Consider the following 13,235-nt stretch of genomic DNA (forward strand, 5'->3'; position numbering starts at 1 on the left):
TGTCAGTCCTGCGCTCCGGTGCTCGTCCTTCCTAGGGCTGCAAAGGTTTTCTATCACGCTGAAAAGAAGACAAAGGGCTAAAATAAAGATCATTTTAGCCCTTTGTCAACAATCTGAAAGGAAGCCGCTGGCTTCCTTTTTTATTTCGCTTTTTTCTCAATCGGTAAAATGAGTACTTCTACACGCCGGTTTTTACTTCTGCCTTCTGCTGTATCGTTTGAGGCAATCGGTTTGAATTCGCCGTATCCTTTTGTACTAAAGTTCTCTTGGTCTAGGTTGCTGTTTTCAAGAAGAATATTTAAAAAGTTCACAGCACGAATGGCGCTTAAATACCAGTTTGATTCAAATTCTGAATTTCTGATCGGTACATTATCTGTATGTCCGCTAATGACGATGTCACGAGCGGGATTAATGACGAGCAGCTTTGAGATTTCTTTTGCTAACGGGACATCCTGAGAGCGAATAACTGCCCGTCCGGAATCAAAGAAGATACTGTCCTCAATCGTAATGAGAAGTCCTTCATCCGTAAGCTTTGTTTCGAGCTTGGAACCAAGTTTTTTATTTGCAATGAATGAATCGACCTGCTGTTTGACCTTTGTGAGAACCGCTTGGTCTCGAGCCTTTGCTTTGGCTTCTTCATCTTTCTCTTCCTCGGCTGCTTTCTTGACTTGGTTGCTATGTTCAGTTTCTTCCGTGCTTTGCATGCTGGATTGATCCATGACACCAGTACCGCCAGTAAAAACAACATTAAAAGACTTAGCCATCTGTTCATATTTTGCCGCATCAATCGAACTAGATGCAAAAAGCACAATGAAGAGGGCGAGAAGAAGCGTCAGAAGATCGGCATAAGGGATAAGCCAAGATTCATCTACATGGTCTTCATGATCATGGTTTTTACGTTTCCTAGCCATTTTGATTTTCTCCTTCTTCAATGACAAGATTTGCACGTTCTTTTGCTGGTAAGTACATAAGAAGTTTTTGTTCAATGACTTTTGGAGATTGACCTTCAAGAACAGAAAGAATACCTTCGATCATAATCAGACGAAGCTTTACTTCTTCCTTTGATTTACGCTTCAATTTGTTGGCAAATGGGTGCCATAATACATACCCGGTAAAAATCCCAAGCAGTGTGGCGACGAAGGCAGCACTGATTGCATGTCCAAGTGCTTCAATATCTCCCATGTTGGCAAGTGCTGCAATAAGTCCGACAACGGCGCCAAGTACCCCTAGCGTCGGAGCGTATGTACCAGCTTGTGTAAAGATTAATGCGCCTGACTGATGTCGTTCAGACATGGCGTCAACTTCTTCTGTTAAGACGTCTCGAATAAATTCAGCACTTTGGCCGTCAACTGCCATGCTTAACCCGTTCTTTAGAAAATCATCATCGACTTCCTCAAGACTTGCTTCTAATGCCAAAAGGCCTTCACGACGCGCAATTTGTGCCCAGTTTGAAAATAGAGGGATCATTTCTTGAATCGTTGGAAGCTGGCTGTCTTTGAAAATTTTGCCGAACAATTTTGGTGTTTTCTTAATTTCACTAGAAGGGAATGCGATGACAACAGCTGCAACCGTCCCAACAATGATGATTAATATAGCCGCCGGGTTGAGAAGAGCAGTTAGACTCACACCTTTCAAAACCATACCGACACCTAGTGCAATAAATGCTAAAATAATACCAATTAACGATGTTTTGTCCATTATCTCACCAAATCCTTTAACTATCTTTTTCTATAGTTAATATCGGTGTGTTCTAGAAGGGTTTTAGTCAGAATATAAAATTAAGACAGTTTCTGTGAAGAATTTTTGACGAAAGCGCTTTCTATATTTGTAAAAAGAAGAAACTCCCTCTCATATAAAGGGAGTCTCCATTTAATCGTTTTGTGCTGGTTCATCTAAATGAAGCAGCTCTTTTAATTTTTCTTCATACATAATTTTGACAAGATCGTAGCTCCAATTCATCATGTGATCCACCTCTTTTTCTTTTATCGTAAAGGAAAAGAGGCGGGGGAGCGTCAGCGTTCAGATGGAACTTAGCCGCCGCAACATGATGGAGGTACATATCATCCTGAAGATGTAGTTATCCTTTTTTTACGACGATTTCGTCATGTTCAACATCCACAGTAAATCCAGAAAGCTGCTCCTCTTCAAGCAGGATTTCTGTCATTTGATCTTCAACGTGCTCTTGGATGGTTCTTCGAAGTGGACGAGCACCAAATGCAGGGTGATATCCAAGCTCTGCGATTTTTTCTTTCGCTTCATTTGTGACATGGACTGTTAAATTCTGTTCTTTTAATTGCTCTGACAGCTCATTGAGCAGAAGATCAACAATCTTCACTAAGTCCTCTCTGTCTAGTGAATCAAATTGAATAATGCTGTCAAAGCGGTTCAAAAATTCTGGTTTGAAGTAGCTGCTGAGCGAATCAATGAGTGATTGTTCCTCAATCGCTTCGTCCTGATCAGACTGGAAGCCGACCTTGACCGTTTTATCTGTGCTGCCTGCGTTACTTGTCATGATGATGACTGTATCTTTAAAGCTGACCGTTCTGCCTTGACTGTCTGTTAAGCGGCCATCTTCCATGATTTGAAGGAACATGTGCTGTACATCTGGGTGTGCTTTTTCGATTTCATCCAGCAAAATGATGCTGTAAGGTTTTCTGCGCACTTTTTCAGTCAGCTGGCCAGCTTCATCGTGTCCAACGTAACCAGGAGGAGAACCGATGAGTTTGGACACAGAGTGTTTTTCCATGTACTCACTCATATCTAAACGAATGATCGCATCTCTTGAACCGAATAATTCTTCAGCCAGTGTTTTAGACAATTCGGTTTTCCCGACACCTGTTGGTCCAACGAAAAGGAAGGAGCCTGTCGGTCTATGTTTCGATTTTAATCCAGCTCTGCTTCTTTTCACGGCTTTCGCCACTTTATCAACCGCATGCTCCTGCCCAATTACTCGTGCTTTTAGACGGACATCAATTTCTTTCATTTTGGTTTGTTCGTCTGCTTGCAGTTTGCCGACAGGAATGCCTGTTTTTTGTTCCACAATGGCCTGAATGTCCTCTGCTGTGACGATATGCTCTTTGTCAGTTGTTTTGTTTTGAAGTCTTGCTTCTATCGCTTCTTCTTCGTCGCGAAGCTTCGCTGCTTTTTCATATTGTTCTTCTTTTAGCGCAGCCTGTTTTTCTGCGGCAATTTGCGCTAGTCGGTTTGTCAGTTCATCTTCACTTGCTGCATCAATGGAGAGGTTCGCTTTTGAACCAGCTTCATCCATTAGATCAATGGCTTTATCCGGCAAATGACGGTCTTGAATATACCGGGAAGATAATTGAACGCACGCTTTGATGGCTTCATCTGAATAGGTGACACCATGATAGGCCTCGTACTTATCTTGAATGCCTTTTAAGATGTCGATCGCTTCATCTGGTGTTGGCTCATCCACGATAACGGGCTGGAAGCGTCGTTCGAGTGCAGCATCTTTTTCAATTTGGCGATATTCTTTTAATGTCGTCGCACCTACTAACTGCAGTTCGCCTCTTGCAAGGGCTGGTTTTAAAATGTTTCCAGCATCCATTGATCCTTCTGCAGATCCTGCGCCCACAAGAAGGTGGATTTCATCTACAAACAAGATGATATTTTTACGGCTTTGCAGTTCTTTAATTAACTGCTTCATTCTTTCCTCAAATTGACCGCGTACACCTGTGTTTGCGACAAGTGAAGAAACATCTAATAAATAGATTTGTTTGTTCTTTAATTTATTTGGCACATCGCCGCTCGCAATTTTCAGTGCGAGTCCTTCTGCGATCGCTGTTTTCCCAACACCTGGTTCACCAATAAGAACAGGGTTATTTTTATTTCTTCTATTTAAAATCTCAATGACTCTTGCGACTTCTTCATCACGGCCAATGACTGGATCAATTAAGCCAGCATTTGCTCCATCTGTTAAGTTACGGCCAAGCTCATCGAGTAAGCCTTTTTGTTTTGGCTGCTCCATGTTTGGGGCATGACCTGCCTGCTGAGAGAAGAATGAACTTCCTCCAAAAAGCTGAGGTCCCATTTTCATTTTTGACTGCTCCATCAAAGAGGTATAGCAGTCTTCACATAAAACCATTTGGCTCCGGGACGAATTTACTTGCATATTCAGGCGAATAGTTGCTTCATTTACTTGACAATGTTGACAACGCATTTGCCATGACCTCCTTAAAATAAAGTTTGACTTTATTTGACCAATGAATGTTAAAGAAAATGGTCTGTTGTTTGACCATCTTTGACTATAGTATACTCTGACCTATTTTGACTTTCAACTGTTTTGCTCAAAGACGGATAAAAATCCTTTTTTGCATTTAATCATGGTTTGTCCTTCTTTTCAAGGAACTTGTCTCATAGGATAAAAAAGAGACAATCGAAAGTGATGGGTGCGGAGGGGTCACATGAAACGTTCAAATGAATCCGCTTTTCAGCTTGCCTTTGTATATGTAGGAACAGTGGTTGGAGCTGGGTTTGCGACAGGAAAAGAAATCGTAGAATTTTTTGTTCGTTTTGGCTGGATTGGACTATTAGGAATCCTGATTAGCGGTGTTATTTTTACTGGCCTTGGTGCAAAAATGATGCTAATTTCGAAACGAATCAAAGCAGAATCTTATCAAGATATGAACCGTTTTTTATTTGGCGCAGTTGCGAGTCGATATATTAATATTGTGATGTTTTTTATTTTACTCGGTGTTACCTCAGTCATGATTTCAGGTGCAGGGGCTATCTTTGAAGAACAGCTTGGTATATCGAAGGAGTATGGGATCTTTTTGACGATCATTCTGAGCGTCATTGTACTCTTTAAAGGTTCAAAAGGGCTGTTTGGTGTTAACGTCCTTGTCGTTCCAATGCTGATTTTCTTTTCATTGATTGTGTTTCTTGATTCATTTGTTTTTAGCAGCAGTGAAAGTTATGTTCTTGCGCTGCAAATGGGTGAGGGCGAGTGGATACTATCAGCAGTGTCCTATGGTGCCTTTAATTTAGCACTGTCACAGGCAGTGTTAGTACCCGTTGCAAATGAAATGACCTCTGAAGCAGTCATTAAAAAGGGAGCGGTGCTTGGGGGCGTCATGCTGACCCTCATTTTGCTTGCTTGCTTTTTATCTCTTTCTTCATTAGATATGCTGGAGGCGTTTGATATTCCAATGGCTCAGGTGGTGTATCAAGTCGCAAACTCCATTCATCTCATTTATTTATTTGTCATCTTCGGTGAAGTTTTTACATCCGTCATAGGCAATTTATACGGGCTGGAGAGACAAGTAAGGGCATATATCCGAATGAACAGCATCTTTACGATATCCCTTATTCTCATATGCTGCTATGTGATTAGTAAAATTGGTTACGGTACACTGATATCAACGGTTTACCCGGTTTTTGGCTATGTCAGCATCTTTTTTATCCTCTTTCTTTGTCTAAAAAAAGTGCCTGCACCGCTAGGTAAGTAAAGAAAGGATAGCCTGCATGAAAAATATGTGGTACACTATCCTCTGTGAAAATTGAACAAAAATCCGTGAAGACGGGAGAGGTTCTAGCAAAACCCTCTATAAAAAACTAAGGACTTGCCGTATCCTTGGATGTGGCATTTTTTATTTTTTATGGCTGGGACACCTCATACACATGTAAAGGTGTCTTTTCTTTTGAGGAAAATAGGGGTTTTCAGGAGCCTTTCAGATGCAGTGTTGTACGGTTGTACGCTCTGCAAAAGGAGGAGAACAGAAAATGAAAAATGAAAAAGCAGTCGTTGTCTTCAGCGGGGGACAGGACAGTACGACATGTTTGTTATGGGCACTTCAACAATTTGAAGAGGTAGAAACAGTGACCTTTCATTATAATCAGCGTCATCAAGAAGAAATTGATGTCGCCAAAAGAATCGCTGACAAGTTAGGTGTGAAGAATCATCTATTAGATATGTCACTTTTAAATCAGCTGGCGCCTAATGCTTTAACAAGAGATGACATTGACATTGAGGAAAAAGAAGGAGAGCTTCCTTCCACATTTGTGCCAGGAAGAAACTTAGTGTTCTTATCCTTTGCCTCTATTCTGGCGTATCAAATTGGAGCAAGACATATTATCACAGGTGTTTGTGAAACAGACTTTAGCGGCTATCCAGATTGCCGTGACGAGTTTGTGAAATCTTGCAACGTCACAGTGAACTTAGCAATGGAAAAACCATTTGTGATTCATACACCACTGATGTGGCTGAATAAAGCAGAAACATGGAAGCTGGCAGATGAGCTCAATGCACTGGATTTTGTGAAAAATGAAACGCTCACTTGCTATAACGGCATTATTTCTGATGGCTGCGGGGAATGTCCTGCGTGTAAGCTGCGGAAAAACGGCTATGACACTTATATGGAAATGAAGGAGGCAAAATAAATGCTTTCTCAAATCTATCCACAAACCGATCATCCATTTTCATTTGAATTGAATAAAGACATGCATGTATCGGCTGCCCATTTCATCCCGCGAGAAGATGCGGGCGCATGCAGCCGTGTTCATGGTCATACGTACACCATCAACATCACAATTGCGGGCGATGAACTAGATGAATCGGGTTTCCTTGTCAATTTTAGTACATTGAAGAAGCTTATTCATGGGCAGTACGATCACACGCTGCTCAATGATCATGAGGAATTCTCATCAAACGATCGATACGCGATGCCAACCACTGAGGTGGTGGCAAAGACCGTACATGACAAAGTCGCAGCGTATTTATCGACTTTAGCGAACAAGCCAACATGTGTTCAAGTCTTTGTCAGAGAGACACCAACAAGCTACTGCATTTACCGTCCGAAACGAGTTGAGATCAATGGCTAAAGCGATTCCTGTATTAGAAATCTTTGGTCCAACCATTCAAGGAGAAGGAATGGTGATTGGACAAAAAACGATGTTTGTCAGAACGGCTGGCTGTGACTACTCTTGCAGCTGGTGTGATTCAACCTTTACATGGGACGGCTCAGCGAAGCATGATATTCAGTGGCTTGAGGCAGAAGACATTGTCAAAGAATTAAAAAGAATAGGCGGACAGGCTTTTTCTCATGTCACCATTTCAGGAGGAAATCCTGCGCTTTTAAAACAAATGGAATCCCTCATTGATTTGCTGCATGAAGAAGGGATTGATACAGCGCTTGAAACACAAGGGACGATGTATCAGGAATGGTTTTTGAAAATTGATGACTTAACCATTTCCCCTAAGCCGCCAAGCTCGAATATGAAAACAGATTTTACGAAACTAACACGTATCATAGATGAGCTGAAAAACGGAAATAGATTGCAGCATGCAAGCCTGAAGGTCGTGATCTTTGACGATCGTGATCTAGCGTATGCGAAGGATGTTCATGCGAAGTACCCTGAGCTTCCTTTTTATTTGCAGGTAGGAAATGATGACACGACGACAGGTGATGATGCGTACTTATTGACGCATTTATTAAAGAAATATGAAGCGCTTGTAGATCAAGTCGCACAAGATCCAGACTTAAACCGCGTAAGAGTGCTGCCGCAGCTGCACACGTTATTGTGGGGAAATAAACGAGGCGTATAGAAAGGAAGAGATGTCATGACGACAAGAAAACCGGAAGAATTAGAAGGTGTCACGTTACTAGGAAACCAAGGAACCAATTATTTGTTTGATTACGCACCACATGTGCTTGAAACGTTCCCAAATAAACATACAAATAGAGATTACTTTGTGAAATTCAACTGCCCAGAATTTACATCACTATGTCCGCAAACAGGACAACCGGATTTTGCAACAGTTTATATCAGCTATATCCCAAATGAAATCATGGTCGAAAGTAAATCCCTAAAATTATATTTGTTCAGCTTCCGTAACCATGGTGACTTCCATGAGGATTGTATGAACATTATTATGAACGACTTAATCGAATTGATGGACCCAAGATATATTGAAGTTTGGGGCAAATTTACGCCAAGAGGCGGTATTTCAATTGATCCGTATACGAACTATGGGAAACCTGGGACAAAGTATGAAGAAATGGCATCGTACCGTATGATGAACCATGATATGTATCCAGAAACGATTGATAATCGCTAATAAATAGGAAAAGACATGCCGGATGCATGTTTCAGCGTGTAGACAAACCCTCGCATTCGTTGTCAGTCCTGCGCTCCGGTGCTCACGAATGTCAAATTCGCTCCGCTCCGGTTCTCGTCCTTCCTAGACTGCAAAGGTTTTCTATCACGCTGAAATGAAGACAAAGGGCTAAAATCAAGCATTTTAGCCCTTTGTCAACAATCTGAGACATGACGGATGCATGTCTTTTTTTTATGGGATTGTAGCGATTCAATCATAAAAAAAGAGAAGAGTCATGTCACTCTTCTCATACGAATGGGAATAGAACTTGCTAGGACGGCTGGGGGCTACCAGCTCGTAAATATATTATACATGACAGAACGTATGTTTGTAAAGGTGAATCATGCTTTTTTTGCTTATCTCATTTGATTTAAGATAAAATAGGGGTATTGAATGGTAAATGGAGGCGTTGGATTTGGCAAACAAAGAAGAGCGGGCAGAGCAGCTGCTAATGGAGCTTAGAGAAGAGCTTCAAATGCTTGAACATCAAAACAAAGAACGGTATAAATGGAGTGCCTCCACATTGCTTGGAGTGATTGCCCTCTTGATTGATAAAGGAGTGATCACCCCTGAGGAAGTCGAGATGTACAAGACGAAGGCGGAAATGCAAACCTTTCATACGCAAAAAGACTAATGCTTACTGATATGATGTGGCGAGAAAAAGAAAAGGACATAACAAATTGATGACTCAATTGATATTATGTCCTTACTTCTGCAATTCGTTTTCACAGCATTAAACCAGCTTATACATTAAAACGTCATCCCAGTATTCATGATCATTTATTTTAAATTCTTTTATTTTACGTCCTTCTTCTATAAACCCCATCTTTTTGTATAAAGAAATGGCCTTTTGATTTGTAGAGAAAACGGCTAAACTAACCTTTTCAATTGAAGGATTCTTTTCTGCCCAATGTAATAAAGCTGTTAGTAACTTTTCTCCTACGCCTAAACCTCTATAGCTCTTATGCACCATCAGCCCGAATGATCCCGTATGAGAAGTTCTTTTTCTATTTGATGAATGTTCAAAGGCTATCCATCCAATGACTTTCTCATCAGTTTGAGCAACTATGTACGTCTCGTTTTCATTTTCAATTCTTTTCTGTATCCATTCCCTGTGTTCTAAGAGGGTTTTTTTGTTTTCTTCAGGTGATGTAAGAAGATAATCTGATTCAGCAATAACTGATTTCTGTATTTCTAAAGTCATTTCAGCATCTTCTATTTTTCCAAAACGTACAATGATATCATTGGAATTTTGCATATTAGTTTCTCCTGTCTAGAGCTAATACTGAATCTTATCATTTTTTTAGAAGGGTACTGAAATAGCAATCACCATTTGGTCGAATCGTGATTAGCTTTGCTTTATATATACGTATGTACCGATCGTCTGTATTGAGGATTGCAAATTAATGTACGGAGTCTTTGATGATTTTATAGTTTTTGTGATTAACGACTGTTAGTGAATCCAGTTCTAAATCTCTATAGTTGTCCATAATGGTGACATCCACAATGACAGAGTTTTCATTCACTTTTTCAACTACACCTGTTAAACCATTTCTAAATTCGATCACATTTCCAATTTTTGCAATCTTCAACCGATCCCTCTCCTTTAAAAACAGATTTCATTCCCTATTAAAAAGTATTTTGCAATATTTTCATACCAATGTAAAGGATAAAGACGTTTTTGTTTTGTTTTCGTTGTATGCTCTTCTAACGAATGGTATATTTAATATTTGATCATGGCTGAAAAGGAGCGATTTTTTTGACTGAAGAACAAATCCTCACAATCATCGAATCTTTACGGAATGGGACGGAAAAACAGGTGACCATCCAAAAAGATGACTTTTTAACGTTTCGTTCTGTTTTGGTGAATCAAGATGATTTTAAACATTTTCGCGGAATCGCCAAACATGGTGGAGATGTTATTTTTGAATATCTTACAGAAGCAAGAAGCTAAAGCTTTTTCTCATTGATGAGAGAAAGCTTTTTTATTTCGTTCTTTTGTCACACTTCAAACCACTTTGATACATATGAAAAGAAAATGTAATAACCCATAAACAGGAGCATAAGGATGATGATAGGTGAAAAAAGGACCTTTTTAAGCGCTAACAATTCCATTTTATGTGCGCAAAACTAGGTCATGCCATTTAATGACGGAATTTGGACAGGCATGTAAATCTTTGTGCGTGAAAATAGAATGAGGTCTTGTTAGAGTGGACAAGTATCTTACAGCCTACTTTGATTAAAGGAGGAAAAAGGCGAATGATTAAAATTCATACAGCTCTTTTTGTCATCCTTATGCTGGTTGCAGCAATGAAGATGGACAATATACAAGAGCATCAAGGCACATTAAGTCACGAACTTTCACAAGCACCTGTTAAACATCAGCTTTCATATATAGATCAAGGTCACGATCAAGTCATCCCAGCATTTTCTGAAGAGAAGCGTCAACCAAAAGTGAAAATGCTAAGTACGTCAACAGAAGAAAAGTCTTCAAAACCGAAGCAAAAGAAAAAAGTAAAATCTGAAACGACGAATAAGGCAAGCGGCAAACAGTATTCTAATGAAGAAATGGACTTGCTTTCTCGATTGGTTCACGCTGAAGCGAAAGGTGAATCTTACGAAGGGAAAAAAGCGGTGGCAAGCGTTGTTTTAAACAGAGTAGAGCATCGTTCTTTTCCTGACAGCGTAAAAGGTGTGATCTATCAGCGAAATGCTTTCCAGCCAGTATCGAATGGAAGTATTCATGATAAGGCAGATCAAGATTCCATTAAAGCTGTGAAGCAGGTAGTAAAAGAGCATGACAGAACAACAAAGGCTATCTATTTTTATAATCCAAAAACGGCAACAGATCATTGGATTCGTTCCCGCAAAATTGTAGAACGCATCGGACGTCACGTATTTGCCGTATAAAGAAAAAGAGCGATCAATGAGATTGCTCTTTTTTGTCTTCAATTATTAAAATATTTTTTGGACTTGTCTCATAGAATGTGAAAAGAATTTGCTTTAGACAAGGGGAGGCTACATGAATCGATTTGTAAAAGGGGTCATTCTGCTATCTGTCGCAGCTTTTATTGCGGAGTGTATCGAGTTTTTAGTCAATATGATTTTAGCGAGAGAGCTTGGAGAACATGGAATGGGTTTATATATGAGTATCCTTCCAATCATCATGCTTGTCCTTGTGATCGCTAGCTTAGAGCTGCCAGTCTCCATTTCTAAATTCATTGCAGAATCACATGAGCGTCTCCACAAAAGTATGCTTCGTCATGCCTTTAAAATGACGCTTGTGGTGACAAGTACAACAACAGGTATAGCAGCCATTGTACTGCCTTTCATTCCAGTGTTTCAGTCGTATCATCCGCTTATGAAGGGCCTAGTGCTGTCACTTATCCCGATTATTGCGTTTACCTCCATTGCCCGCGGCTACTTTATGGGAAAGCAGCAAATGGGCAGAATCGCTCTAGCCAATATGATGAAGAAAACAATCCAGCTGATCTGCTTATTTTTGTTTTTTCATTGGTATTCGTTTGATATTGAAACAGCAGTACTCATCGCCATCGGTGTCATTGTTGCGAGTGATCTTGTCGTCTTTATTTATTTATACTCCCAATACGTCATGGCGAAAAATGCTGTGAATGTCAGGTCTGTTGAATTAAGAGGGATTGATGTGCGAAAGCGCCTATTAGCCGTTTCTATACCGACAACGGGCATGCGCATCTTTCATGCGATCGCTAATGCGGTTGAACCATTTTTAATCAAAGGAGCGCTCGTTGCAGCAGGCATCTCTGGAACACTTGCTGTTGATCATTACGGCATGCTGGCTGGTGTCGCGATGTCGATCGGTTTTTTCCCAGCGTTTATCGCTCATTCGATCATGATTGTGATGATTCCGAGTGTCTCTGAAGCCTATGCTTTAGGTCAGTATGATCTTGTGAAAAAACGGGTCAGACAGGCGATTCTCATAACGTTTGGATACGGGGTGCCGGCAGTGATGGTCATGTATTATTTTGCTTACCCGCTCACACAGCTTTTTTTTGATTCACCGCAAGCTGCTGTCTATTTACAGCTGCTTTGGCCATACTTTTTATGCCACCTGTTTGTGATGCCGTTTCAAGCGTGTTTAATCGGTATGGGGCTCATCAAAGATGTGTTCCTACATAATATATGGGTGCATGTCGTTTCTTTTTCTATGGTGTATTTCCTCGGTTCAATGGAAAGCTTGAATATGATGGGGGTCATTTTAGGGATGAACACAGGCATGCTGCTTTTGACTGCCCTGCATTATGCGACGATTTGTAAGGAGCTCGGCGTTTCAATGTTTCTTACATTGAAAAAAGCTTGAATGTCATCGCCATCGAGAGGGCAAGCTATAAGAAAACTGGGAAGGAAGATCCTGATGAATCGTAAACATCTACCCGCCAGTCTTCTAATGATGACCATGCTGCTATTTCTAATGAGCGCAGCAGCGGAAGCAAAAGAGCCTGTGATGGCGCCAAGAATAGAGGCACCGACATTAACTGGTGAAATGCAGATGGTTCCCGCAAAAGGGAAAAAGACCATTTTGCATTTTTGGACAACATGGTGTCCGTCCTGCAAAATGGAGCTGCCCGAATTTGAACAGATTGTGAAAGAAAATCAGAGTGATGTTGACATATTGACCGTGAATTTACTAGGTGCTGAACAAAGTAAACATGCTGTTGCCCAATTTGTGAAAGACAGAAGGTTTACATTCCCGATCATACTAGATGAACACGGAGAAATGATGAAGAAGTATCAAATTATCACCATTCCAACGACCTTTTTGATTAATGAAAAAGGAGAAGTGGTGAAAAATCATGTAGGTCCACTGACGAAAAAACAAATTAAAGAGTGGACGAATTCGTAGAACCAATCCTTTCTGTGAAAGAACCAATTCTGTTGGTTCTTTTTTGTGTTCATTTGCTTTTCATCTGAATACACTGTGCTCAGAAGAAGAAGGAACGGTCTATATCAATAATGATAATTATTATCAAAAAGAAATTATAATAATTATTAATTGAAAATTGTTCAGAACCTGTTATAATGAGTTACAGACCAATAAAAAGCTTGAAACAGCAGAAAATATAGATGGAATAAGAAACGG

Annotated in this window: 15 protein-coding genes and 1 riboswitch; of the genes, 10 read left to right on the top strand and 5 right to left on the bottom strand. The window is 40.3% G+C overall.

Annotated elements, in window-relative coordinates; translation table 11 throughout:
• Positions 1-140: 140 nt before the first annotated feature.
• The 3 genes from motB to QR42_RS06470 form a co-directional block, all read right to left on the bottom strand.
• Positions 141-911, bottom strand: a complete 771-nt coding sequence (gene motB / locus QR42_RS06460) for a flagellar motor protein MotB (protein WP_039178076.1) — start codon at positions 909-911, stop codon at positions 141-143.
• Complete coding sequence (gene motA, locus QR42_RS06465) at positions 904-1,698, bottom strand: flagellar motor stator protein MotA (RefSeq protein WP_024424680.1); 795 nt, start codon at positions 1,696-1,698, stop codon at positions 904-906. The genes motB and motA overlap by 8 nt, the downstream gene beginning before the upstream one ends.
• 379 nt (positions 1,699-2,077) lie before the next feature.
• Complete coding sequence (locus tag QR42_RS06470; RefSeq protein ID WP_039178078.1) at positions 2,078-4,180, bottom strand: ATP-dependent Clp protease ATP-binding subunit; 2,103 nt, start codon at positions 4,178-4,180, stop codon at positions 2,078-2,080.
• Between the two features lie 244 nt (positions 4,181-4,424).
• Between QR42_RS06470 and QR42_RS06475 the strand changes: the two genes are divergently transcribed.
• The 6 genes from QR42_RS06475 (at position 4,425) to QR42_RS06505 (ending at position 8,750) form a co-directional block, all read left to right on the top strand.
• A complete protein-coding gene (locus tag QR42_RS06475) occupies positions 4,425-5,468 on the top strand; it encodes a YkvI family membrane protein (RefSeq protein WP_039178079.1) in 1,044 nt (347 codons plus the stop codon).
• A 71-nt stretch (positions 5,469-5,539) separates the two neighbouring features.
• Positions 5,540-5,584, top strand: a riboswitch (PreQ1 riboswitch).
• A gap of 158 nt (positions 5,585-5,742) precedes the next feature.
• Positions 5,743-6,399, top strand: coding sequence for a 7-cyano-7-deazaguanine synthase QueC (gene queC, locus QR42_RS06480; RefSeq protein WP_024424683.1), 657 nt, complete (start codon positions 5,743-5,745; stop codon positions 6,397-6,399).
• Complete coding sequence (queD, locus tag QR42_RS06485) at positions 6,400-6,840, top strand: 6-carboxytetrahydropterin synthase QueD (RefSeq protein ID WP_024424684.1); 441 nt, start codon at positions 6,400-6,402, stop codon at positions 6,838-6,840. It begins immediately after the preceding gene.
• Entirely contained in the window at positions 6,833-7,564 is a 732-nt protein-coding gene (gene queE, locus QR42_RS06490; protein ID WP_039178081.1) for a 7-carboxy-7-deazaguanine synthase QueE, read from the top strand. The genes queD and queE overlap by 8 nt, the downstream gene beginning before the upstream one ends.
• 15 nt (positions 7,565-7,579) lie before the next feature.
• Positions 7,580-8,077: a preQ(1) synthase gene (queF, locus tag QR42_RS06495; RefSeq protein WP_039178083.1), complete on the top strand. Its 498-nt coding sequence runs from the start codon at positions 7,580-7,582 to the stop codon at positions 8,075-8,077.
• A gap of 454 nt (positions 8,078-8,531) precedes the next feature.
• Entirely contained in the window at positions 8,532-8,750 is a 219-nt protein-coding gene (locus QR42_RS06505; RefSeq protein WP_039178087.1) for a hypothetical protein, read from the top strand.
• Positions 8,751-8,849: 99 nt separating this feature from the next.
• Here the strand turns inward: QR42_RS06505 and QR42_RS06510 are convergent, their stop codons facing one another.
• Both QR42_RS06510 and QR42_RS06515 read right to left on the bottom strand, forming a co-directional pair.
• Entirely contained in the window at positions 8,850-9,374 is a 525-nt protein-coding gene (locus QR42_RS06510) for a GNAT family N-acetyltransferase (protein ID WP_039178089.1), read from the bottom strand.
• Positions 9,375-9,519: 145 nt separating this feature from the next.
• Complete coding sequence (locus QR42_RS06515) at positions 9,520-9,708, bottom strand: YkvS family protein (protein WP_003211747.1); 189 nt, start codon at positions 9,706-9,708, stop codon at positions 9,520-9,522.
• A gap of 167 nt (positions 9,709-9,875) precedes the next feature.
• Between QR42_RS06515 and QR42_RS06520 the strand changes: the two genes are divergently transcribed.
• The 4 genes from QR42_RS06520 to stoA all read left to right on the top strand — a co-directional run bounded on the left by QR42_RS06520 (position 9,876) and on the right by stoA (position 12,998).
• Positions 9,876-10,070: a hypothetical protein gene (locus QR42_RS06520; protein ID WP_039178090.1), complete on the top strand. Its 195-nt coding sequence runs from the start codon at positions 9,876-9,878 to the stop codon at positions 10,068-10,070.
• A 305-nt stretch (positions 10,071-10,375) separates the two neighbouring features.
• Positions 10,376-11,026 (top strand): cell wall hydrolase, encoded by a 651-nt coding sequence (locus tag QR42_RS06525; protein WP_039178093.1) that lies wholly within the window; start codon positions 10,376-10,378, stop codon positions 11,024-11,026.
• A gap of 112 nt (positions 11,027-11,138) precedes the next feature.
• Positions 11,139-12,455 carry a polysaccharide biosynthesis protein gene (locus QR42_RS06530; protein ID WP_039178095.1) on the top strand — a complete coding sequence of 439 codons (1,317 nt, stop codon included), beginning with the start codon at positions 11,139-11,141 and terminating at the stop codon, positions 12,453-12,455.
• A 54-nt stretch (positions 12,456-12,509) separates the two neighbouring features.
• Positions 12,510-12,998, top strand: coding sequence for an endospore biogenesis thiol-disulfide oxidoreductase StoA (gene stoA, locus QR42_RS06535; RefSeq protein WP_039178098.1), 489 nt, complete (start codon positions 12,510-12,512; stop codon positions 12,996-12,998).
• Positions 12,999-13,235 lie beyond the last annotated feature (237 nt).

It is taken from the genome of Bacillus sp. WP8, from assembly GCF_000800825.1.
Classification (GTDB): domain Bacteria; phylum Bacillota; class Bacilli; order Bacillales; family Bacillaceae; genus Bacillus; species Bacillus safensis.

What these genes read in the sequence shown, in the direction of transcription:
- motB (WP_039178076.1), bottom strand. Translation starts at nt 911, where the DNA reads ATGGCTAGGAAACGTAAAAACCATGATCATGAAGACCATGTAGATGAA.
- stoA (WP_039178098.1), top strand. Translation starts at nt 12,510, where the DNA reads ATGAATCGTAAACATCTACCCGCCAGTCTTCTAATGATGACCATGCTG.
- queC (WP_024424683.1), top strand. Translation starts at nt 5,743, where the DNA reads ATGAAAAATGAAAAAGCAGTCGTTGTCTTCAGCGGGGGACAGGACAGT.
- queD (WP_024424684.1), top strand. Translation starts at nt 6,400, where the DNA reads ATGCTTTCTCAAATCTATCCACAAACCGATCATCCATTTTCATTTGAA.
- QR42_RS06510 (WP_039178089.1), bottom strand. Translation starts at nt 9,374, where the DNA reads ATGCAAAATTCCAATGATATCATTGTACGTTTTGGAAAAATAGAAGAT.
- QR42_RS06475 (WP_039178079.1), top strand. Translation starts at nt 4,425, where the DNA reads ATGAAACGTTCAAATGAATCCGCTTTTCAGCTTGCCTTTGTATATGTA.
- QR42_RS06525 (WP_039178093.1), top strand. Translation starts at nt 10,376, where the DNA reads ATGATTAAAATTCATACAGCTCTTTTTGTCATCCTTATGCTGGTTGCA.
- queF (WP_039178083.1), top strand. Translation starts at nt 7,580, where the DNA reads ATGACGACAAGAAAACCGGAAGAATTAGAAGGTGTCACGTTACTAGGA.
- queE (WP_039178081.1), top strand. Translation starts at nt 6,833, where the DNA reads ATGGCTAAAGCGATTCCTGTATTAGAAATCTTTGGTCCAACCATTCAA.
- QR42_RS06470 (WP_039178078.1), bottom strand. Translation starts at nt 4,180, where the DNA reads ATGCGTTGTCAACATTGTCAAGTAAATGAAGCAACTATTCGCCTGAAT.
- motA (WP_024424680.1), bottom strand. Translation starts at nt 1,698, where the DNA reads ATGGACAAAACATCGTTAATTGGTATTATTTTAGCATTTATTGCACTA.
- QR42_RS06530 (WP_039178095.1), top strand. Translation starts at nt 11,139, where the DNA reads ATGAATCGATTTGTAAAAGGGGTCATTCTGCTATCTGTCGCAGCTTTT.